The 23,680-nt window shown below is 37.2% G+C and carries 19 protein-coding genes and 1 pseudogene; 9 read left to right on the forward strand and 11 right to left on the reverse strand.

Translation table 11 applies throughout. From position 1 onward, the window contains the following. The first annotated feature begins 45 nt into the window (after window positions 1-45). The 5 genes from ACPF63_RS04715 (at window position 46) to ACPF63_RS04735 (ending at window position 3,920) form a co-directional block, all read left to right on the forward strand. The gene (locus ACPF63_RS04715; protein ID WP_426482166.1) at window positions 46-708 is read left to right on the forward strand and encodes a hypothetical protein; all 663 of its coding nucleotides are present in this window, start codon (window positions 46-48) and stop codon (window positions 706-708) included. A 155-nt stretch (window positions 709-863) separates the two neighbouring features. Continuing rightward, window positions 864-1,325: a DoxX family protein gene (locus ACPF63_RS04720; RefSeq protein ID WP_426482167.1), complete on the forward strand. Its 462-nt coding sequence runs from the start codon at window positions 864-866 to the stop codon at window positions 1,323-1,325. A 7-nt stretch (window positions 1,326-1,332) separates the two neighbouring features. Next, window positions 1,333-2,175 carry an arylamine N-acetyltransferase family protein gene (locus tag ACPF63_RS04725; RefSeq protein WP_426482168.1) on the forward strand — a complete coding sequence of 281 codons (843 nt, stop codon included), beginning with the start codon at window positions 1,333-1,335 and terminating at the stop codon, window positions 2,173-2,175. Between the two features lie 9 nt (window positions 2,176-2,184). Continuing rightward, entirely contained in the window at window positions 2,185-2,796 is a 612-nt protein-coding gene (locus ACPF63_RS04730) for a superoxide dismutase (protein ID WP_426482169.1), read from the forward strand. A gap of 47 nt (window positions 2,797-2,843) precedes the next feature. Beyond that, window positions 2,844-3,920, forward strand: coding sequence for a medium chain dehydrogenase/reductase family protein (locus tag ACPF63_RS04735; protein WP_426483200.1), 1,077 nt, complete (start codon window positions 2,844-2,846; stop codon window positions 3,918-3,920). A 211-nt stretch (window positions 3,921-4,131) separates the two neighbouring features. Here the strand turns inward: ACPF63_RS04735 and ACPF63_RS04740 are convergent, their stop codons facing one another. Next, the gene (locus ACPF63_RS04740) at window positions 4,132-5,466 is read right to left on the reverse strand and encodes a potassium channel family protein (RefSeq protein WP_426482170.1); all 1,335 of its coding nucleotides are present in this window, start codon (window positions 5,464-5,466) and stop codon (window positions 4,132-4,134) included. Window positions 5,467-6,271: 805 nt separating this feature from the next. On the opposite strand from ACPF63_RS04740, the gene ACPF63_RS04745 reads away from it, so the two are divergent. From ACPF63_RS04745 to ACPF63_RS04755, 3 genes are all read left to right on the forward strand, one after another. Continuing rightward, on the forward strand, window positions 6,272-7,033 hold the full coding sequence (locus ACPF63_RS04745; RefSeq protein WP_426482171.1) for a terpene synthase family protein: 762 nt from the start codon (window positions 6,272-6,274) through the stop codon (window positions 7,031-7,033). Between the two features lie 87 nt (window positions 7,034-7,120). Further along, window positions 7,121-8,119, forward strand: coding sequence for a terpene synthase family protein (locus ACPF63_RS04750; RefSeq protein ID WP_426482172.1), 999 nt, complete (start codon window positions 7,121-7,123; stop codon window positions 8,117-8,119). A 402-nt stretch (window positions 8,120-8,521) separates the two neighbouring features. After that, window positions 8,522-8,857: a hypothetical protein gene (locus ACPF63_RS04755; protein ID WP_426482173.1), complete on the forward strand. Its 336-nt coding sequence runs from the start codon at window positions 8,522-8,524 to the stop codon at window positions 8,855-8,857. Between the two features lie 338 nt (window positions 8,858-9,195). Here ACPF63_RS04755 and ACPF63_RS04760 read toward each other — a convergent pair. Then, a pseudogene (locus tag ACPF63_RS04760) lies at window positions 9,196-10,020 on the reverse strand (DUF932 domain-containing protein); the annotation flags it as partial. Between the two features lie 628 nt (window positions 10,021-10,648). On the opposite strand from ACPF63_RS04760, the gene ACPF63_RS04765 reads away from it, so the two are divergent. Continuing rightward, complete coding sequence (locus ACPF63_RS04765; RefSeq protein WP_426482174.1) at window positions 10,649-11,605, forward strand: hypothetical protein; 957 nt, start codon at window positions 10,649-10,651, stop codon at window positions 11,603-11,605. A gap of 462 nt (window positions 11,606-12,067) precedes the next feature. Here ACPF63_RS04765 and ACPF63_RS04770 read toward each other — a convergent pair whose 3' ends face one another. From ACPF63_RS04770 to ACPF63_RS04810, 9 genes are all read right to left on the reverse strand, one after another. Continuing rightward, the gene (locus tag ACPF63_RS04770) at window positions 12,068-12,568 is read right to left on the reverse strand and encodes a hypothetical protein (protein ID WP_426482175.1); all 501 of its coding nucleotides are present in this window, start codon (window positions 12,566-12,568) and stop codon (window positions 12,068-12,070) included. A gap of 1 nt (window position 12,569) precedes the next feature. Beyond that, a complete protein-coding gene (locus ACPF63_RS04775; protein ID WP_426482176.1) occupies window positions 12,570-13,391 on the reverse strand; it encodes an SDR family oxidoreductase in 822 nt (273 codons plus the stop codon). Window positions 13,392-13,412: 21 nt separating this feature from the next. Continuing rightward, complete coding sequence (locus ACPF63_RS04780) at window positions 13,413-15,014, reverse strand: aldehyde dehydrogenase family protein (RefSeq protein ID WP_426482177.1); 1,602 nt, start codon at window positions 15,012-15,014, stop codon at window positions 13,413-13,415. An 85-nt stretch (window positions 15,015-15,099) separates the two neighbouring features. Then, window positions 15,100-15,672: a TetR/AcrR family transcriptional regulator gene (locus tag ACPF63_RS04785; RefSeq protein WP_426482178.1), complete on the reverse strand. Its 573-nt coding sequence runs from the start codon at window positions 15,670-15,672 to the stop codon at window positions 15,100-15,102. Between the two features lie 423 nt (window positions 15,673-16,095). Further along, the gene (locus ACPF63_RS04790; RefSeq protein ID WP_426482179.1) at window positions 16,096-17,223 is read right to left on the reverse strand and encodes a tyrosine-type recombinase/integrase; all 1,128 of its coding nucleotides are present in this window, start codon (window positions 17,221-17,223) and stop codon (window positions 16,096-16,098) included. 122 nt (window positions 17,224-17,345) lie between these two features. After that, window positions 17,346-17,696 (reverse strand): helix-turn-helix domain-containing protein, encoded by a 351-nt coding sequence (locus tag ACPF63_RS04795; RefSeq protein ID WP_426482180.1) that lies wholly within the window; start codon window positions 17,694-17,696, stop codon window positions 17,346-17,348. Between the two features lie 521 nt (window positions 17,697-18,217). After that, window positions 18,218-18,955: a glucose 1-dehydrogenase gene (locus ACPF63_RS04800; protein ID WP_426482181.1), complete on the reverse strand. Its 738-nt coding sequence runs from the start codon at window positions 18,953-18,955 to the stop codon at window positions 18,218-18,220. A 189-nt stretch (window positions 18,956-19,144) separates the two neighbouring features. Next, window positions 19,145-20,431, reverse strand: a complete 1,287-nt coding sequence (locus ACPF63_RS04805) for a TolC family protein (RefSeq protein ID WP_426482182.1) — start codon at window positions 20,429-20,431, stop codon at window positions 19,145-19,147. A gap of 98 nt (window positions 20,432-20,529) precedes the next feature. Next, on the reverse strand, window positions 20,530-23,667 hold the full coding sequence (locus tag ACPF63_RS04810) for an efflux RND transporter permease subunit (protein WP_426482183.1): 3,138 nt from the start codon (window positions 23,665-23,667) through the stop codon (window positions 20,530-20,532). Window positions 23,668-23,680: the final 13 nt, after the last annotated feature.

Consider the following 23,680-nt stretch of genomic DNA (forward strand, 5'->3'; position numbering starts at 1 on the left):
ATTGGAAGAAATTTGTATCATAATAACAGTTAAGAACAAAAAATAATGAACAGGATATTTTTGATTAATGCACTACTTCTGTTTTCTTCCAAAATTTTCGCTCAGGAAAATGGTGTTCAAGAAGTAAAAAATTCCCCAATTGTGGTAGAAATTTTACCGGGTACAAGTGGATATGCCGCACAAATGACAGTTAATAAATCATTTCGGAACTTTCATAAATTCGGTATTTTCAGTGTTACCAATTTTTCTTCGAAATGGAGTGAGACCTATTCAAAAGATATGATGAATCAAATTCATCTCACTTATCAGTTCGCTAAAGGGTTTAAGATTTTAGCAGGAACACATTATACACCCAATTCCGGTTTGCGCCCTAACACAGCAGTATTATACACTTATTCATCCAGAACAATATTGTTTTCCCTGATGCCGAGGATTGATTTGTCTAAATATAGCAATTGGGAGGGATTTGCGCTGTTTGAATATAAGCCGCAGATAAATCAGCAATGGAACATATATACTCGAGCGCAAGGGTTGTATTGTGCAGCGGTGAAAAATGGAGATCATGCAAGAAGTTATCTCATGCTGCGGGCAGGGCTGAGTTATAAAGACTTCCGTTTTGGTTTAGGAGCAAATTGGGATGCATACGGCCCGGATAAAGCAACTAAAGAGAATTACGGGGTTTTTATAGCTTCCAACATCTTCAATTAAAAATATTAGAAAAAAAAACTGCATTTACTTCAAGTATTACTTCCTACAAATTTTAATGATCAGTTAAAGCATAGTGGGGCTTGGATTATCATTTCTTTCAGAAGTACTTTATAAGAACATAAATTCAATTGGCATACAAATAAATATTCAAAATAATGAAACATATAATTTTTAAAACATACAGCACGTTCACCGGATTAATTTTACGAGTTACATTGGGCCTTATTTTTCTGCCGCACGGCTTGCAGAAAACCATAGGAATGTATGGAGGTGCAGGATTTACAGGTACGATAAAAATCTTTACTGAGCAGCTACATCTTCCAACAATTATAGCATTTGCGGTAATTATAATAGAGTTTTGTGGAGCTGTTTGTCTTTTGCTTGGACTGGTTACAAGATTCTGGGCAATTGCTTACGTAGGTTTATTACTTGGGATCATGTTTTCCACACATTTGGAAAATGGTTTTTTTATGAACTGGTTTGGAAACCAAAAAGGGGAAGGCTGCCAGTTTGATTTATTAGCAATAGGAATTGCAATCGCTTTAATAGTGGAAGGCAGTGGAAAATATTCATTGGATACATATATTTTTCGTAAAAGATCCTTAATATCAAAATAAAGTATTTATGGACTTGCACATACAATCATATTTTGAAAAAATTCAATTTCAAAATGTTGCCCAACCAGATTATGAAACATTGTCGCAATTGGTAAAATTGCAAACTCACTTTATTCCGTTTGAAAATGTGGATGCATTTACCGGCACATCACCATCTCTGCAAATAGAACATATTTTTGAAAAATTAGTTCATCAACAGCGTGGAGGGTACTGTTATGAGCAAAATCTACTTCTTAATTATGTATTGGAAATTATAGGGTTTCAAAAAAAAATCCTTTTAGGAAGAGTATTATGGAAAAAGGCTGATAGCTCATTATCGCCCAAAACACATGCTTTTATTATTGTTAGTCTCGATGGTAAAGATTATTTGGTGGATGCCGGTTTCGGTGTAACTACACCTTGTTTTCCTGTCCCCCTAATTAGCAATGCAAAAAATATGAATTCTAAAAGCGGGTATCGAATTGTGAGAAACGAGACTTTTTATACACTTGAATACTGGAATAAGGATTGGTTTCAAATGTACAGTTTTGAAAATGAACAAAGTAATGTACAGGATCTAGAAGTTGCCAACTGGTATATGTCAACAAATCCTCAATCGGGCTTTGTGAAAAATTTAATTATTACAAGAGGAGGTGAAAACGGAGTTTATACGCTTCAAAATAATCAATTTAAACACAGAAGCCAGGATGGTGTCGTACTCACCAAGTTATTGCAGGATCCTGAAAAATTGATTTACACTTTACGCAAGGCTTTCAATATTCAGATTGAAAAGGCAGAAACTTATGAAATTTTAATTCGTAGAATATTTGGAACAAATCAGTCAATCATCAATAATTATTCATCCATTTAATTTAAAAAAATGAAATACACATTACAACCGTTGCCTTATGAAATAAGTGCACTAGAGCCCGTTATCGATACGAAAACGATGGATATTCACTTTAATAGACACCATAAAACCTATGTAGATAATCTAAACAAAGCTTTAGATGAAATGGAAATTGAAAATCTTTCATTAGAAGAATTATTCATAAATATTTCAAAACACCCTGTTGCTGTGCGAAATAATGCAGGTGGACATTATAACCATGCAATGTTTTGGAAAAGTCTTTCACCTGTAGCCACAGAACTTTCAGAAAGTTTGTCCAAAGCCATTAACAATCAGTTTGGTAGTTTGGAAAATCTTAAAAAAGAAGTAAATGAAGCTGGATTGAAACGTTTTGGAAGCGGTTGGGTTTGGTTGATTATCAAAGATGGTGCACTACAAATTATTTCGACACCCAACCAAGATAATCCGCTTATGGATACTGCCGAGATCAAAGGTGTTCCAATCTTGGGTATTGATGTTTGGGAACACGCTTATTATTTGAAGCATGAGAATAAGAGAGTGGATTATTTGGAAAATATTTGGAAAATCATCAACTGGAAAGAGGTTTCTTGGCGCTACCAAACTGAGTTGAACAAAATTTAGTATTGAGGTAATGCATGTAGAATAATATTAAGTTGTTATTGGCAGAAATGTCCCTTGGTTTCCCTATTAAAAGCAATAAAAACGAAAAAATTAAGGAAAAGATGTTTTATAGAAAAATAATGATAACTGAATTTGGTGGCCCAGAGGTACTACAAATAGTAACGTGCAACAATTTACCGGAACCAATGTCGGGGCAAGTTAGAATTAAAGTATTGGCAGCTAGTGTTACATTTACTGACACACTCATCCGACGTGGAATTTATCCATCTGTAAGAAAAGGAAATTTACCGTTAACGCCGGGCTATGACTTGGTAGGAATTGTAGATGCTTTGGGAGAGGGAGTGGAAAATATAGGTATAGGACAAAGAATTGCGCAATTAACGGTTACTGGAGCATATACTGAGTATATTTGCTTGGATGCAGAGACTCTGGTTCCGGTTCCTGACGGGATAAGAGATGAGCAAGCCATAAGTCTTGTGCTTACATATGTTGCGGCTTATCAGCTTTTACACAGAGTAGCAAAAGTGCAATTCGGACAGACTGTTTTTATCCACGCTGTTGGCGGGGCAGTTGGGAAAGCATTAGTTCAGCTCGGAATGATAATGAATTTAAAGATGTATGGTACAGCATCCCTACATCATGAGGAGTTTATTGGGCATTCAGGAGTGCAAACCATTGATTACAAAACAGAAGATTTTGAACAAATTCTAAAGGAGAAAGAACCACAAGGAGTAGATGCCGTTTTTGATCCTATTGGCGGGATACAGCTTGAAAAATCGCTTCGTATCTTAAACAAAAGCGGAACACTGGTTGATTTTGGTTTTCAAGGAATGGCGCAGGGAAAAGAAGGAAGTGTCTATCTTGACTTTATCAAGGTCTTGATTTGGAAGATTTTACCATGGTTTCCAAATGCTGCGTTTTACGACATAACAGCATACAAAAAAAGGAATCCTAAATTTTTCACGGAAGATTTGCAAAATCTTTTTCAATTATTAAAAGATGGAAAAATAAAGCCCAATATTTCTAAAATCGTTAGTTTTGAAGGAATTCAGGAAGCCCATCGTTTAGTTGAGCAGGGGAAAACTTCGGGCAAAGTTATACTTAAGCCTTCGAGTAGTCAATAACTAGTTGCCGCATGAATATACTATTTTTTGTTGTCAACATTTTACACCAAATGAGCTATATGTACCAGCATTAATATTTCAAGAAGACTGGATTTACTAATTCTTTAATTGAATGTGATTATTATGGATAAAAATGCGTTCTATCAATAGGATATTAGCATTTCATTAACTTTATCAAAATATTATCTGCATATTTAGTCGCTAAAAAGAACTAATATTTATTATTTGCATATCCAGCCAATAAAAAACCTGTGTTGATTACGCCAAGAAAGGACTCTAATGCTGCTACTGATTTCAACCAGCCTTGAGGGCTATAGTCACCATATCCTAATGTACTGAATGTTATCGTGCTGAAATATAGGCTATTTCCAAAATTAAATGCCTCTTTTGCATTGGTATTGATCGACACAAGATCACTATTTAACCAGTAGATAAACGAACATAAAAGAATCAAAATAATTGAACAGTAAATTATGCGGTGAGGCTTGCTTCCATATTGCCAATAAAAATAACTTAGTGTTTTGGTGACAAAGTTCCAACCCTTAAGATTTGATCTCAATACCTCATTTTCCATTACATAATAAGATTTAGCTAATTTATCCTCACCTTGGCTTTCATAGATTTTTTTAAAACTTTTGAAACCATTTAAGTTTTTATTACTGGTATATTTACCATTGATCAACTCTGTATCAAACAAAGAACAGGACTGCATTAACGGGTTGAAATTTCCCCCGATAATGTATACTCTTTGAAGTTGTGAATTTGAAAAGTTTCCACTAACCACCGTATCATAGAAAAACCAGGAGGACAGCTTTGAGTCGATGAGTTTAAAATTTAGTAAAGAACAATTCTCTAGCCTCAACATGGGCATATTTAAATTATTGGTAGTCCAATTATCACAAATGCAGTAAGAGCAGGCTAAATTACCCTCCTCTCCAAAATGAAATTCTCCATCCATCTGAAGGCCACAAAGGTTCGCAAATTCTATATATTTTCCTCTTTGAAGGACATCAAAAGGGGTTTTGGGCACTTCAATACCTCCCATTCGTAGAATTTCAAAATCATTTTGATTGGAATGGCCAATGGCATTAATAAAAACCCTTTCCCTAGAAGACCTTGGAGCTGATCTTGAAACGGGTGCAAGGATATTGACGTTCCGACCGTGACGTTCTGACCAGTCAAGGTAAGATTCTATTTCATTGACGTGTGTATAATAAACATCTTCTCCCAAAACCATCTCATGGCCTTCCGATTTAGTTGAGGATACGATTAAAAGTTCATTTTCTTGCCATTTCTGTATGGTAAGATAAACGTATTTTTTACGGTCTTTCTTCGTCAATGCGAACTTCTTTTTGACGTCCTTTTTTTCAAGGAGCTGAGTTATATTTCCTGACTGAATAATGTCCTCGTTGGTCAGATTATATTGTTGCTTCCATTGTATAAATTCAGGTAAAACGATATCAAAATGTTGCAGCAATCGTGGAAAGTCATGTATCTTTCTCCATTCGATAAATCTTTCTTCAGATAATGCCCAAAGATCTTCCACAGTCGGGTGCGGATTATCCTTGATTCTATAACAGAACCTTCTTTTGGAATTTAAAACCGTAAATTATTTCATTTCATAAAGGATAGTAATTATTGAAAATATTTTTTTCAATCAAAAAGAGTTAAAATTTAAAATTTTCTTAAAAAATTAGTTTATATTAATAAAATTACTAATTTAGTAAGAGAAACTAATACCACAAAATGTTAACCACGGAATCATTAAATATGAAAAATATACTCCTTAATAAAATTGAAAATTGAAATCATCCAGGTTTTTAATTTTCCAGTAAATATCCATACAGACATTTAGCTCTCCTAAAACTAGTACCGTTATACTATTCCTTCAATAAAATACTATGCTCTGTAGTGGCTGGCTTGAGATTGAAATTATCTGCCAATCTCTGTTTTGTATGATTGATCCCAATCTTAAAAAAAACTAAAGTGATGGATTGACTTGCATTATTAGCGATTGTGTTCTATCAATGGAAGTTTGATCATTCGATCAGCAACCTATTTTGATCATTAAAATAAAATTCCCTATGAAAAACTAATAAATAATACTCCCATGAAACACCCTATCCCTACTTAATAATCATTTTAAGTATCCATTCCCAAGTTTAAAAAACCCTAATGCAGATCTTCTGCAGGAGATTACTGAAAATGACTGGATCGACGGAGAATATCTGTGGCTCTATCAGCAAAATCCAGACCTGCGTAAGAAGTACAAGAAAACCAAAACAGCTCATATTGCTGCACAGTGGTTTCCTACTGCACCGGTTGAACGTTTCAAGCCTATTTGCAGGCTGATGCTTTGGACGCTTTACAATGATGATATTTATGAAGAAAGCGAGTCGGAGGATATTGAGGCCGTTCGAAGCCAATCTATTTCCATTCTGAATGGTGAAATTAATGCCGAAGAATCAACCATTCCTTTGGGAGCCATGCTATTTTCATTGAGACAGGAGCTTCTGCAGTTTATTCCGGAGGAATCAGTCTCCAGATTCGCTCGAATGATTAACAGATATTTTATCGGATTAGAAAAAGAAGTGCAGTATAAAAAAAATAAAAAATTCCCTACAATAACGGAATGTATTGCCCTGCGGGAAGATTCAATCTGCCTATATCCTTTTTTGCAGTTGACAGAAGTGGAAACTGGTGTTATCCTTCCGTTGGAAATTCATGAACACCCCGTAATACGTCGCTTACAGGCATTAGCCTGCCACTTGGTAACTTATTTTAATGAAGTGCAGTCTGTAGTGAAGGATGAAGCTACAGGAAGCATATATTATAACATTGTAAAAGTAATCCAGAACGAACGGCATATTTCCCTGGAAGAAGCCTGTCTGGAAGATTTGCGCCTTCACAATGAAGATCTTAGGGAATTTGTGGAATTACAATCCTCTCTTCCTGATTTTGGAATCTGGCAGGACGCGATGGTCAACTGGGTCCATTATATGAGCATGGTACTGAGCGGATGGAAAAATATATCTACAAAACTGGACCGTTATACCGCAGCTGAATTTCCTGGGGCAGCAGAACTAAAAGCAAAGCTAAATCAGGTTCAATAACACTTTGTGCAAGAATATTTTAATTTAAAATATCCTATCATAATAACAACCTATCAAACATCAATTTATCACTTTAATTCTAAAAAAATGAAACCAGAAGATTACAACCCGTCGAATTACCTGCCTCAAGGTTATTACCCTTGGCCAGATAAAATCAATCCGAATGTGGAACAAATGGGTATTGATTACAGAAACTGGATTGATACTGATTATGTATATTTATCTGAAAATATACGTGAACGATACAAGGGCATGAACCTGCACAGGTGTTCGGCAAGAATGTACCCTTATGCAAGTTATGAGCGCATAACACCTATGCATCGGTATGTTGTTTTCCATACCATATTTGATGATCAACTTGAATATTCAACCGAAGAAGAGGTCAGTAGATATTGCGACCGACTCGTAGCAATATTCAGAGGAGACAGCCTTACTCCGGAAGATCCCGGTTATTTCATCCAGGCCGCCAAAATCAGAGATGAATTTGGTGCTTTTATGCCTGATGAATGGATGAAACGCTTGGCAGATACTTTTTACACCGTTACAAGATATGGTGCTCAAGAAGAGGCAACTTATAAGGCAACCCAAACAGTACCTTCACTTGCATTGTTTAAAGTACTCCGAGAATATTCAATTGTAATATTCCCTTATTTCTATCTGGTTGATGCAGAGTTTCATACCTTTTTAACAGAAGAAGTAGAGCGCCATCCTGTGATACAGCGTGTTCGAGCCGTATGGTCCAGAATTATTGCCTGGCAGAATGATATCCAGGGATTGAAAAAAGAACTCAGCAAGGATACCGAAGTTATGAATATCGTTATCGTCTTACAGCGAAACTATAACTTGTCATTAGAAGATGCCATGACTGAAGCCATGAAAATTCATGATGATGATCTTGCAGAACTTGTTGCTTTACAGGAAGATCTTCCCGATTTTGGGAAGTATCAGGAACAGGTAAAACAATTGTTCCTGGGCTGGGGCAGTCTGATACAAGGTCTGAATACTTTTTACCTGGTAGATACAAATCGTTATGATCCCGAATGCTTTGCATGGCCGGATAGGGAAACTGAAAATTCATCACTTTAGATTATAACTGATCCCATCACAAAAATTATAGATAATGATTATAATGTTGTAGAACTATTTTTTTAGATATGGCCGATAGTGATTATCAAATTCCTCTGACAAATGTTACAGGAATTTTTATTGCATTTCGGAGTGTAAGAGATTATAATATCTCGAAATTCAGCAACTACCAGACAACAGTATAAAAAAACTTCTCAACCCAGATTTTTAGAGAATAACAATGAAAAAGGACTTTTCAAATTAATGTATTTCCACAATGCGAATATTACTGAGATGTGTCAATACAAAATAATCTTTTTATGTTTAGAGTACGATCACCAGGATTATAAGAATCCTTAACTAAAAATCAGCTGATTATATCACTACATAATCTTTTAAATAATACCAAAATTAAGATTACGCATGAAAACTGATAGAATAAAAGACATACTTGCTGAAAAATTAAGCAATGATTATGATACATGGCATAATGTATTAAACAATACCCAACCAAAAGACTATGTTTGTAGCCACTGGAAAGTAGACATCAACCCAACGGATATTGAGATCGATATTCCTAATAGAATCTTTTTGGTTAATGACGGCTTTTTCTCTACTAATGGAAGATTATTAGACTTAGACAATGAAGATATACTTTATAATAAAGCTTTTACTGCAAAAGGTAAATTTAACCTAGATAATGCAAGCAATCTAAAAATGGAGGAAATAAAAATTGATATTGAAATAGATATTTTTTAGACTACTATATGTTATTTAAAATGGAACTTAATTGAGGTCTACAATAATGTTGACAAGGTTAAAAATAAAACAACCCAAGACAGAACATTTCCTTATAGCTTACAGAGGTAACTATTCTTTAGTACTAAAATGGATTATTTAAAGCATATTTTTTTTCTGATCGGGTATATAGAGTTTACAAAGTATTTGGAACATAACATAATAGATTACACAACATTATTACCAAGGTCTAACCAATATCTTCCTTTATCTCTATGGTAACCATATTTTTCGCTTAATTCCCGTATGATCTCAAGTATTTCAAACCTCGAAGCAACGGTATCTGTACAGGATACATAAGTTGATGCCCCTGCATGGTTCGGAATTTCCCCATTTTCATCTCGCTGAAATTTTTTTGAGATGGCTTTCCAATTTGTACCTGCCCAGCGGTTCAGGCGGTTAATAATTGCCTGCGATTTGAAAAGACCATTTTCCGATTCAGCAAATCGTTGACGTCCGATATTTGCAGGAGTAATTATATCACCATCCCATAGATGGACTTCTAAACCAGGGTGGTCAAGCTCCAAAAGACTGTGGTTGATTTCCATCAGTGCTGTCATAAATTTAGAACCAGTTCCACCCGCCCCGATTACATTTACTCGGATAAAGGCTGCTGTAATGCTTCCGCTTCCGTCATGGGAGGTAGTGAGGAAGATGTATTTTTCAATGACATCGTCCGAGTTGCCGATACGGATGTAATTTGGAAGTTTAGCGGTTATAAATATGCGTTCCCCTTGACCGAGTGCCCCTGTGGTCTCGTACAGAATCCCACTGCCACCACCTACTATAGAATCGAAAAATGTAAAGGCATCTTTATTTTGCACGATATGATAATCTTTACCCACTACCCCGAGTACGGTATTGTTATCTGTGCGGATATTCGCAAAGTAGTTGGGAACTTCGATTTCCGTGTTCTGTATGACGATACCGTCTGCAATCTGTACGATTCCTGAGCCTTTTGTAAAGAGTGGACTTTTTTCTACGCTGTAGTCAAATCCTGCGTGTCTGATGGCTTCGGCACTTGTCGGATAATCTTCGACTATCTGTCCTAGTCCGTGCCAAGCTTTTTCCTTTACACTGAAAAATGAATATCTGCCGTTGTTGAAATTTAAATTATGTCCCATGATTTCTATTTTTTAAAGGGTTGAAATGTTTGTAATTACTTAGTGTATCCTTAGAAAGGCAGGTCATCATCAGACTCTTGCTTCTGCGTGTTCGCTTGATTTTTTTTCTTTGTACTGGGTTGTACAAAATCCTCTTCCTTTTTTGATGGTCTTGCCAGTGGCTTGATTGCGGAGGTGTGGAAATTAATTTCTGCCTTAGCCGTTCCGTCAATTACCTTTATGTAGTATAGTAACACAATGTGATTAAGAAATGAACCTTTTTTAGCTTTTATCGTAAAAATAATGATTTTGTCTCCTTATGTGTTAACTATAAAGGATGCTTTGTATTGATTTTTTGTTGGCTTTTGATACTAAAAAAATAGTGTAATTTGACATTTTCTGAAAAAGTTTTTAAATTAGATATTAATAAATATTTGCTCGTTCGAGCATACTTTTCATAAATAGGTTAATAATATGGCTGAAACACCCGAAGATCCCCAATCTGCGGGTGTTTTATTAATGAACTATTTTTATAGCAACTTCAGGGCGGCAAGACTCGCAGAATGTAGAATGCTCTTAAAACCATTTTATTTTCACGCTGTAACTTTTTTGGTTGATTTAATATTTATATTTTCAACACAAAAAATCTATGTTGGATACAGAATACATTGAAAATGTGCTAAAAGGGAAGGATGGTTTAGAGTTTCAGAAATCCTGTGTGAATTTCCTACGAAAAAAATATGGTGGGGCATTTCAGGAGGTAGAATCAATGGGCCCACTGGGGGATGGTGGTAAAGATGGTTGTGTGTTTGAAACTAGAGAGTACTTTGCCATGTCGAGCTGGTCTGAGAATATAGCAACAAAAATAAGAAATGACTTTAATAACTGCCTGGCTAAAAACCTCGAAGTCAAAAAGTTCATCTTTGTTACCAACCGGAAAATAGGCCCCAAGGAATGTGATATTATGGACGAAATAAGATTGGAGTATCCAGATATTAAAATCGAGGTACTCAGTCATAAAGATATTGCTAAAGATTTAATCAATTATTCTCAACGAGAGGTTTTAGCGATGCTTGGAAAGCCCGTACCATTTTTTGACGATAAAACTGTATATTTTGAAGAGTGCCTGGAGAGGCAAGTCACTTTTACCCTGTGGGAATCCGTGAAAGATTCAATGCATCTTTACATAATATGGATCATTTTCGTTGGGCTCTTTGCCGTCTCATTTTTTCTTGTAGAAGCTAATTGGGGAAAAACGCTCTGTTTTGTTGTAATTTCAGGTCTGATGCTGGTTTATATGCATTATAATATTGACAGTCTACGAAATTACAAATATGCCCATAAGATTTTGTACTTACTGCTTTTTGATAAGCTCCGAATATTGGATGAGGTTGTATTGGATGAGGAAACTCATTTAACGATCCGACGTAATTCAGTGTGGAACTTTACGATTAATAGAAGGTCGGTAGACTGTACAAAAAGAGGCTGTACTGGTAAAGTCTTTTTGACCAATCAAGAGGACGGTACGCTGGTAGGAAGGTGTGAAAAGGATAAAATCAATCACATATACAAAGTTGACAATAATTTTTATGGCGAATTGCTTTAAAAAGGAAAGATCCATTTACTATATACGTAACTCAATTCCATTAGTCCATTTTTTCTGAAATTGTAGTCTTCAAAGGTTATTATGAGGTTATAGGGTGCAGTAGGAAAGGGTATGGTCACTAAAAAAGTTCACTGCTTTACCATTTGCCAAAACAGAGATTGTAAATTTTTAAAATGAAAATAAGGCTTGGTTTCTTGTTGTACCTGCTATTAGAGCAATAGTTGATAATGACATTAACTCAGGAATTAATGATGAAGATAATTTGGTAAGAAAACTTCCTCCAAACATAAAAAAGATATATGAAGACACCAAGTCTGGTAAAGGTTTGATGTAGTCAGCAGAATGCAGTACCATTGGTAGTTAATATCTGAATGATATTTTAATAAAAAGGCCACTTCAAAATCGCTGAAACGGCCTTTTTTGTATCTCGTGTCCGAGAATGAATGCTCATATAAAGAGTTCTCAATTCACCTTATCAAGTCGTGAAACATTTTCAAAACAATGGGTTAATCGGCTGTGTAAAAATGTCTCTATCAATAAAAATCCAACGAATAAACAGAATAATCCGAGAATAAGCCCTTTGTAATATTCTTTTACAGTAAATAAAAAAATAAGTACAGAAAGAATGAGCAAAGTACTCCAAACAATTTTTAGAATAATATAGATTTTATGGTCAGATTGAGCTTTACCCAAGGCCATTTTTACTGTTTCTTTTGGGTTATTCTGGTATTGTTCTGTCACCGTTTTGAGGTGTTTTGCTCGGGAATAGGTAAGAAAGCTTCCATACCCCAGAGAAGCCGCTGTTAGCAGGCAAATAGGAATGAACATCCCCTTTAATAAAGGATTTTCATATTTGAATCCAAATAGCAGGCACAGCACTAAAATAAGTCCTATGCCTACCATTATTTTGCCTTGGAGCGCATCACCTTTTGTCCATATACTGAGTTCCTGCAAAAATTCCATATTATAATCCCATATTTTGTTTTATCATGGCTAAATAACTTTCGTCATTCAGCTGCTTACGCGCTTCTATAATTTTCTCTGCATCTGCTCCTGCTATATAACGCAGTTGTTTTTTACCATCTGTGGCAGCTTCATAGATTTTCTCAGCCACTACAATTGGCTCTGAATTCTGGCTTCCTGCCTGCTGCATTCCCTTCATTACCTTTTCCAGGAACGGAGCATATTCAGTCTGGGTAGGATCCACATTCATATTCTGCATTACCGTTTCCTCAAAATTCGTATTGATCATTCCTGGCTCAATCATTTTTACCTGAATACCAATGGCTTCCAATTCAAACGAAAGGGCTTCACTCAACCCTTCCACTGCAAATTTAGAACCGTGGTACAACGTCCCTAATGGGAAAGAAATTTTACCTCCCATTGAAGAAATATTGATAATCGTCCCTTCACCTTGCTTTCTCATGATGGGAATGATATTTTTAGCTACCAGCAGGGTCCCAATTACATTGACATCAAACTGCATTCTGATAGCCTGTTCAGGGGTTGCTTCCAGGATACCATAAGAGCCATACCCTGCATTGTTGAGAAGTACATCAATTTTTCCGAACCGCTGAACGGCTTGTTGTACGGCAGATTGAATGGTATCTTCTTTGGTAACATCCAGTGCTATGACCTGTACATTATCCAGGCTGTTAAGTTCTGTGTCTTGTTCCGGATTAGAGCGGACAGTGGCTGCCACATTCCATCCTTTTTGTTGGAAATATTTGGCAGTCATACGCCCGATACCGCTGCCACATCCTGTAATTAAAATTGTTTTTCTCATTGTATGTATTGAGGTGCTAAATTAAAAATCTTTCTTTCTTAAGCTGTCTATTATTGCTGTTCCTGCCATTTTCGTTAAGTTTCTCCAGGTAGGTTCCATAGAATAGGTTGCCATGTTTTTTGCAAGATGGTCAAATGCCTTCTGGTTGGTACGAAGCATATGTCCCGGAGCTACAAATTTGTCGTAAACAATTGATTTTTCAATGTTCTCAAATCCCAACAGATTTCCGAAATTACCGGAACCGGATACCATTTCTTTACCTTGCTCATTTCCGCCCCAAGTCAGATATGGGCTTAAAAATACAAATACAGGAATAGTATTTACGGCTATTCCTCCGTATTTCAAATTGTTAACGGCTGTATCTAATTCTTTTTGGTGGGCCTTTTTTGTGTCTTCATCTATCAGAAGCATACATCCCAATGAGCCCAATAATTTATCATTGCAAAATGCAGTAGCTTTTGGTAAAAAATCTTTGGCATTGGCTGGTACGTCTAATGCAACTTCATCCATAATTTGGCAGAATGCTTCGTTTTGTGTGGCATAGCTGTCCTCTTCACAGTCTGTAATAAGCATAAAATTGGCATGTTTGAATCTGCCGTTTTCAGGTTTTAAGATTTCTGCATTCGGATAGGCTTTTTTGAAACCTTCCTCTGCTTTGTCTGTGCCAGGATAATAGGCTCCGGCAGCCGGAGTATCTTCAGAAAGAGCTTTTCTCAGAGCATTTAAAAATTCATTTCTCTGCTCCCAATGTCTGGAAGTCACCAGTGTTTGCGGGCGTCCGCATACAGCACCGCCATTGAGCTTGGCAACCGTAGCAATCTGATTGGCCTGATGTTCCATTTCTTTTTTCGTCCAGGGTCTGTCGCCGGGAACAATAATGCAGGGGTTATTGCCACCACACTCAGCTACCATAGGGGTATTGGTATTGCCCATAATTGCTTTGGCCGTTCCTGTTCCCCCTGTGAAATAGATGGCCGCTAAACCATCAATTGTTGTAAGTTCCCGTCCCTGGTCTGCTGAAACAAAGCGTAAGGCTCCAAACTCGATAATAGGCTGGAAAATCTTTTCCCAGATAGCATCGGTTTCTTCGTTTAGATGATGCGGTTTGTGGATGACAGCTTTGTTATCGTAAAAAAGCGCTTTTACCATTTCAAGTGATGAACTGTAATTTCCGGCACCCAAAATGGCTGTTACTCCGGCTGGCTTTTCTAAAGGATTTACCTGCTTCGGAGTTCCTTTTACACGTAAATGTCCGCTTTGTGTTCCGCTGAGTACTTTATCCTTGGCATCCATTGGGAATACGTGTACATCATAGGTGTCGTCATTTACTTTGGTAATATTCAAAGGTTTTGGCATTTCACCTTTCGCGATGGATTCGTAAAGCTGGATGCAGGCTGAAACATTTCCTGCCAATGGAACTGCCGTGGCAAATACTGATTCGGCATGCGTGTAAATGTCTTCACCCATGATGGTGTTTTTCATTTTTTGATCAGAGGTGCCCAAATCGTCTGCATACTTTTTCAGGTTATTCTGTACTTCTTCCAGTAAATGAAGTTTTTCCACTACTGAAGTTTCTGCCCATTTCTTAGGGTCTAATTGATTAAAAGCTTCTTGTGCTGTCATTGTAAATAATTTTTTTTAAATCATTAGTTATTAATGATATCCACTTTTAAATGAATATTCATTCAGTTTTTATATTAAATTTTTTTTACGAAATAGCTTTCCATATTCTTTCAATATTTTGGTCTATCATATGTTCTGTAACTTCAATATTATCCTTGAGCTGTACCTGAACCAGTGCAATTACGGCATTATAAATAAACCGGATTAATAATATAATATTAATAGGTTGAAATGATCCGTTCTCAAGTCCCTCAGTCATCAGGTCTACAGACTGCTGATAATAGGTTCTTCCCAATTCTGTAATTTCTTTTGATATATATGGTGAATAATTGAGGGTATTCACAACAAAAAAATGCGTAGGATTGTCTACATAATAATGATGTACTTTTCTGCCTAAAATAAAAAAACGATCCTTGTAAGAAGCTTTCATTTCTACTTCAGAAAGATTAACCGCTTTACCAAACGATTCTTGAATATGCAGAAATAATCCTTCAACCAATTCATCCTTACTTTTAAAATGTAAATACATTGTTCCTACTGCAACTCCTGACTCTTTTGAAAGCTGTGCCATTGAAGTCTGTTGCAGGCCCTGTTCTGAAAATAACCGTAATGCTGTCTTTACAATTTGAGTTTTTTTATCTAATTTTTCTCTCGGCATAATTTAGTCAACTGAATATTCATTCATAAACAAATGTAAAAAAAAAATATGAATAATCAATGGTAATTATTTTTCTATTGCAACTCCCATTAAAAGACATTGTTAAACTTTCTGGTGATAAAATACTGTTGTTGCGTTTGATAGGGAAGAGACAATACACCTTATTTAGTGCAGGTGCTTCCATTGAATACAGCGGTTTCCAAAGAATTTCTTCGGATCTTTTACGCGCCAGGCACTCCACATAGTCACCAAAAGCAGATAAAAATAATCCTGTCAATAATGCTCAGGACACTACAACTCAACAATTAGAAAAGAGAAATGCGGACGGCATGCAAGTAAAAATCAGTGTAGAGCCCGAGGTATACAAGCTTAGCGATATAAATTCATAAAGCATAAATAAAATATGAAAAAGAAGGCAATATCTTAAATTAATGAATTTTTATTATTCAAATCCAACTTAATTTTTTCTGAAGCTTCTTTTGTTAAAGCGTCAACAATCCTGACATAAACTTCTGTGGTTTTTACATCTTTATGACCTAATAATTTTGATACAGTATAGATATCCGTACCTGACGTCAGCTGTAAAGTGGCGAATGTATGACGAAAACCATGGAATGTAAAGTGTTTCTTTATTCCGGCATTTTTAAGCCAACCGGGGAGGAATTTGATTACGTCAGAATAGGTTAGGTCTTCGAAAACTTTTGCGTCATATTCACCACGAAGACCTAGTCGTGAAAGGGTGTCATCTGAAACCGGATAATATTCTGCCTTTCCTGTTTTATTCTGCTTGTATAATATATAATAATTACCGGGAGTTCCTTGTATATCGCCCCACTTTAGATTTTCAATATCGCAAAAGCGAAGTCCGGTTAGTGCAGAAAACAGCCCAGCTTTCTTAACAATTAGGGAGCTACATTCGGAATCAGCCATTTTTTGTAATTCATCCTTAAAAAGGTAAGGTCTATGGGTATCATCTATTTTGATATTATAAATGGCATTTCCCAGATCTGCCGAAATGTATTTGTTTCTATAAGCTTTTTTAAGAACGGATTTAAATCTTGAAAAATAAGTGGATGCCGTATTCTTTTGAATTTTTCTTTTTGAGCGTCCAAGCGCAGGAGAAGATAGTAGATAATTCTTATACGCCTCGCAGAGTGTTTCATTAAGATGTTTAAATAGAAATACTTTGCCCACAAATTTTTTAAAATAAGTAACTGCCATACTCCAGTGCACTGATCCTGGTCTTTTATCTGCTTCTGTTTGAAAAAATTCTACAAAATCAGCATTCAATTTTGTTTTATTTAAGAATCCATAGTAAGCATTATCAAGGTCAATTTGCCGCTCGGCACGTACATGCTCGGCCAATGAAATGGTTTGTTTATTATAGAGTTTTTCAGCCTCGGATCTTGGACGATTGTAAATGTATAATTTAAGATAAAATTTTCTAAGCAGTTTACCAGTTGTTTCACTTTGGATAGGGGGATAAATGTCTAAATACAAACTTTTTCTTCCTTTACCTATCTGCTTATGGCGTAGCGTTACTTTTGCCATGATCTTGGTATTAGGGATTAGGGTAGATTAGGGTTTTGTCAAATTGACCCATAGCAAACGCTATTGAAGTCCTCTAAAATATCAGTAAGTCAATCTCATCAGTGATATGGATGCCATTGATTCTAATAAATTAGTGCTAGATCTAATACATTAATTCTTGTTTTTCTCACAGATAGGTTGATGGCTTTCAGGCGGCCGCTACTGATTAAAAAATACACCATTTTTGTACTGCATTTCAATATTGCAGAAGTTTCTTTTACAGTGAGGTATACCGGATGGGGTACTGTCTGGTATTGTCGTTCTTCAATAGTGTGTGCGTTGTACCTGGCATAGCTTATTTTCGTATTTCTTTGTTCAAGTTTATAGGCTTTTTTATTGCAGGTATGACTGCAATATCGGGTAACAGTTGTTTTGGCTATAAATTTTGCGCCACAATATTGGCAGACTTTTTCAATTCTGATATTTGAGCTCATGATCAGATTTTTTTAAGTCCAGAAGAATACTTTTATAGGCCACAGGCTTCAATAATGGCATTTGAGATGTCATTATACTCCTTTTATTCAGGGTCAATGCATTTTAGACTGATGCAAAATCTATCCCAAAGAAGAGGTTAATCTGAGAAAAAATAATTGAAAATTTAATTTTTTTAGGGGTTCATTCAAATTAAATAGGTTTTTAGATTGATTGCTATTTTTTTAAATCATCAAACTTTGGAGGTCAGAAAATAATAATTTCTCCAAATTAAGGGTATATAGAATCCATTAGTCCTCTTTAAAGATCATTTAATAATACGTTTAAACTTTTTAAATTTTTAAAAGAACCGACTGTCTACAAACAGCCGGTTCAAGGGAAAAAATCTTTTTCCTTCTAAAAACACTTAATACTCACTATTTATCGCTGATGCTTTTCTATACTTAGCTTCATTGATCTTATATTCTGCCTTAAGAACCATGTAAGCTCTTTATCTTGCAAATTTTTCTGTGTGTATTTAATTTTACAATTGTGCGGTAATACCCCCATCAATTATAAACTCTGATCCTGTAGAATAACTTGACTCATCAGAAGCAAGATAAACTACTAAAGAGGACACTTCCTTCGCATCTGCAGCTCTTCCTAAAGGGATGTTGATTTTTGACAATTCCTCCTTTGGCACCGCGCTGGTCATTGGTGTATCAATCAATCCCGGATGTACAGAGTTAACCCGGATATTATACTTCGCCAATTCCACCGCTGCTGATTTGGTCATTCCTCTAACTGCAAATTTAGATGCAGAATAGGCAAGCCTGTATGGTGCTGCAACAAAGCCTGCGATTGACGATATATTGACTATCGAGCCCGTCAATCCTTTTTTCATTGAAGGAATTACTGCTTTCATGCCTAAAAAAACAGATACCTGGTTGATCTCTATCACCTGTCGGTATAAAGCTTCTGGCATCTCTTCCAATAAGGCGGGCTTATCAATACCTGCATTATTAACCAGTATATCGACCGGGCCAAAAGTTTTTTCAGCGGCTTCAATTACTTTATCCCAGTCCTCTTTGCTCGAAACATCATGTTTGACAAACAGTGCGCTGTGATCTCCCAGAGATTTGGCGACTTCCAGGCCTTTCTCTTCGTTAATATCTGTGAGTACAACTTTTGCACCCTCTGCAACAAAAGCAACTGCGTGGGCTGCACCCATTCCTGATGCTGCACCCGTAATAATTGCTACTTTACCTTTTAATCTGTCCATGTTTTATAAATTTTAGTGTTAAATCTTCTTATTAATATTACTCTGTCATAAATTCTGCATCTGCAACGACTCTTATATTACAATAGATTGATTCATCGCTTGCGAGATCAAACAGAACAGTTAGCTCTTCTTTCTTTGTGAGTCTTTTTTAGTATTAAGGAAAAGATTATTCTTCCTTTCTAAAAACACTTAATGCTCACCATCCATCCCTGAAGCTTTCTTATACTTAGCTTCATTGATCTTATATTCTGCCTTGGCATCAAGAATCTCCGATTTGGATTCCTGCCAGAGAACCTGAGCTTTCAATATTTCTTCTGCTACCACAGTTCCTGCGTCGTATCTGTCTTGGTTCAGCCTGAGATTTTCCGTGGCCTGAACAAGAGATTTTTCAGCAAGCTCGATATGTTTAACAGATTGGTTGAGCTGCATCACGGCATTCTGGACTTCCAGCACCAGAAGTTCCTTCGTTTCTTCCAGTTCAAGCTTTTGAGCATTGGTTTTATACTGCTGCTCTTTTACTTTCTGTTCTCTTACTCCCCAGTCATAAATCGGAATGTTTACAGACAGCATTCCCACAAATCCCTGCATATTATTTTTCATATTGGTAGGATTAACATTTTTACCAAAACTGGAAAAGCCGATTCCTGAAAGAGCTACCGTCGGCTTGCGGTCACCATCAAGCAGTTTTTCCTGAAGCTCATTTATTTCTACTGCTTTGGCAAGAATGGATAGCTCAGGCCGGTTCGTCGGCTGTAGCTGATTGTCTTCCAAAATACCAGCAAAGCTGCCGCTTACAGCATCCTCCACATCAAAATCGGAATTGGGAAGTCCTGCGATCTGAGCAAGGTTTAACTTGGTTATGCTAAGACCATCTTCTGCACGTTTCAGATTGAGTTGTGCCTCATTCTGCTGAACTTCTATTTTCAGGAGGTCATTTTTATATGTCAACCCTGCGTCAAAGGAATTCTTAACATTGGTATGCAGCTGATCCAAAAGCTTTATATACTCTTTTGCCAGTGCTATTTTCTCCTTGGCATTTACAATTTGCCAGTACATGGTTTCCGCAGAGAGTTTTACTTCCTCTTTGGTAAGGTCTTTCTGTGCCATCTGCAGATCTACTACTTTTGAAGAAAGCTTTTTCCCAGTTTCTACTTTTCCACCGGCATACAAAACCTGGGTAACATTCACATTGGCACTTCCCAATACTTCCGGTATCAGGTTGGAAAGTGGTTTCGAGAAATAATATCCTCCCACACTTCCGTCCACTGTAGGTTTTCCCCCTGCTTTTGCAGCCGTTCTTGCTGCCTTGGCAGCTTCTATATTCTGTTGCGCTTTTTTGATCTTTTTATTGTTCTCTAATGCCAGATTTCTGACTTCATCCACAGAAACTATACGTTCCTGGGCCTGAGCTCCTATTGCCGCTGTAAACAACAGCACCAGAACTATTTTTGATATCGTATCGTATATTATTTTCATTTTTTTTACATAATGGTTGCCCTGCAGCAGTAAACAAAGGAGTTTATTAACAAGGAATCAACGCAGAGCAACCGGTTAAAAAATTGATATTATAAATATTAGTGATGAGGTTTGGGCTTATATAAAATAACCTCGTCGTCCAATTGATCTTCAGGTGTTTCATCTATAGGCACGGGATCTTTCAGATGCTTGTAATACATTACCGGAACAATGAAAAGCGTAAAGATCATTGAGAAGATCAACCCAAAGGCCAATACACTTCCTAAAGGTGCCCACATCGGGGATTTACCCAGGATCATTGGAATTACTCCTACGGCAGCAGCGGCAGATGTAAGGAATATAGGGCGCATTCTTCTCTTAGCCGCCGCTATAGCCGCCGCTTTGTGTGAGTACCCATGTTCCCGAATTAGCTCATCTGCATAATCTACCAGGATGATTCCGTTTCTTACCACGATACCAATCAAACTGATGATTCCCATAAAGCCTGTCATTCCTAATGGATTTCCGGTAATGAAAAGTCCGAAGAAGGCTCCGAAAAGACTCAGTAGGAACGTGCAAAGGATAATGAGCGCTTTTCCCAGACTCTTGAACTGGAACAATAGTGTCAGGAAGATCAGGATAAGGCTCACAGAAAGTGAAAGCATCATTCCCGGAGTATTTTCAGCCGTTGATTCCGCATCTCCTCCATATTGGATTGTCGTGCCTGCCGGGAGCGCAAGCGCCTCAATTTTTGGCAGGGCTTCTTTCAGTATTCTTGACGGCTTAGGGCCAAGCTGTGCTTCTGCCAATACACTGGTATACTTGATGCCATTCCTTCTTGAAATTACTCCTGTATGCCATTCCGGCTGCAATGTCGCCACTTCCTTCAACGGGATCTTTCCGCCAAAATACGATTGTATGTGAAGATTCTCCAGGGCATTCATATCTTTCCTGCTTATGGAATCATATCTCAGGAAAATATCGACAGGTTTGTCTCCTTCCCATAATGTCGAAACAGAATATCCTTTCAGCCCGGCTCCAAGTGTTTGGGTAATGGCCTGATTCGTTACACCTAGCCGATTGGCCTTAACATCATCCACATTCAGCTTTACGCCCATATAATCATATTCGCTGCTCAGACGGACATTATTGGTTCCTGGTGTGTTTTCAAGGATATTTTTAATCTCCAGTGCTACGCTTCTCTGATTGGATTCATTATCACTTACCACACGGATATCAATTGGTGAACCTTCCTGAAAGCTGAGCTGCTTCAACTTAATGGAGCCATCAGGTATAAAATTTTTCAGTTTTTCAAGATATTCTTTGACCATTTCATTAGATGCATCATTACTGATTGTCGTAATGAAAACCTGTGCAAAATATTTTTTGGGAGATTCCGGCGCATAGGAAGTATGGAATCGTGGCGAACTCATTCCTACGAAGCTTGTGATATCCACTACGCGATTGTCTTTTTTAAGGATCTTTTCAAGCTCTTTTACTTTAACTTCCGTTTTCTCCAGTGAAGTCCCGTTAGGCATCCAGACTTCCATATTGAATTGATTACGCTCAGTGAGCGGGAAAAACTCCGGATCTACTTTGGTAGCAATAAAGAGGGCACTAACGATAGATAGCACGCCAATAAACATTGTTGTTTTTGGCCATTTGAAAGCTAATCCAATCCCATTATCAAATGCTGTCTGAAGATGATCCAGCATGTTTTTCTTCAGGGGTCTGTCACTTACTTTATGCTTTAATCCTTTCTTAATGAATACATAGCAGGTATATGGTGTAAGAAACAGAGCGACTAGCATTGAGGTGATCAGTGCAATAGCTACAGTAATCGGGAGTGAAAACATAAAATCTTTTGCAATGCCATCCATAAATAAAGCTAATGGAGCAAATGCAAATATAATGGCCATCGTTGCCGTAAAAATCGGAAGTGACAGCTGTTGGGCTGCCTGCCAGGCTGCCGTCCATGGTGTTATCCCTTCATCAAGCTTTTCAATATAATTATCAACTACCACAATGGCATTGTCCACCACCATTCCAAGGACGATGATCAAAGCGGCAAGGGTTACTTGGTGCAGTTCCAGACCCACGATCTGCATGAGCCCAAACGTAATAACGATAGAAATAGGCGCTGCTGCTGAAGCTACACCAGCTACCCGTATAGGAAGCAGTAACATTACAACAAGTACCACAGAACCTATCGCCATGGCGAACTCTACCATGAAATGACTGATACTTTCTCCAACGGCTTCTGGCTGATTCACAATCGTTTTCATATGAATATCCGGCGGGAAATTTTTCTGAATATCCTCAATCTTTTTCTCCACTTCTTTCCCGAAGGCTACGATATTGTTTCCGGGCTGCATGTCAACGGTCAGTACCATTGCCTTTTCATCTCCTATTCTTACCAATGAAGAAGGTTCTTCAAAACGTCTTTCAAGGTCGGCGACATCTTTCAGGCGCACCACATTGCCTGCCGGTGTGGTATAGACGATCTGCTCGGCAATATCAGATATATTCTTGTAACGGCTATTGGTAAAGACTGGAATGATTGCATTGGAACCGGAGGATATTTCTCCATTATATCCGGTGACATTCTGCTGCTGTATGGCACTGACCAATGTGTTGATTCCAAAACCGTACTGCTGTAGTTTCTGGTCATTGATCTTAATGTAAATCTGCTGTTTCTGGCCTCCGGATCGGTTAATCTTGGAAACCGTAGGTATTACCTTCAGACCATCTTCCAGCTTATCAACATATCTTTCGATCTCAGCGTATGTTCTTTCTTTAGAAGATACGGAGATGATCATTGCCGTTACATTGGCAAAATTACTGTTGATAAATGGTCCGACAACTCCGGCAGGAAGCTTTGGACGGAGATTCGCATCCATATCAAGCTGAAGCGTATGCCAGAATTTCTTACGGTCTTTGACATCAGTATTCATTTCCACGGTGAAAAATACCTGTCCTTCTTTCACTTCGGCTTTTACTTTTTTCTTTTTGATCTCTTCAAAGGAGAAGAGATACTGTTCTATCTTTTTTGCCACTTCTTCCTCAACCTGATGCTCATCGGCTCCCGGATAAAATGCATATACAGCAGCAGTCGGAATCTCGATTCGTGGATTTTCGCTTCGAGGCATATTGATAAGAGAATTGATCCCCATTACCATCAACAGGACTACCAGCACGATCACTACCTGCTTGTACTTCATCACAGCTTCCAGAAAATGCACTTTTTTATTCGTCATTTCTTTTATTTCT

The sequence above is a fragment of the Chryseobacterium sp. R2ACT005 genome (genome assembly GCF_049949215.1).
Classification (GTDB): Bacteria; Bacteroidota; Bacteroidia; order Flavobacteriales; family Weeksellaceae; genus Chryseobacterium.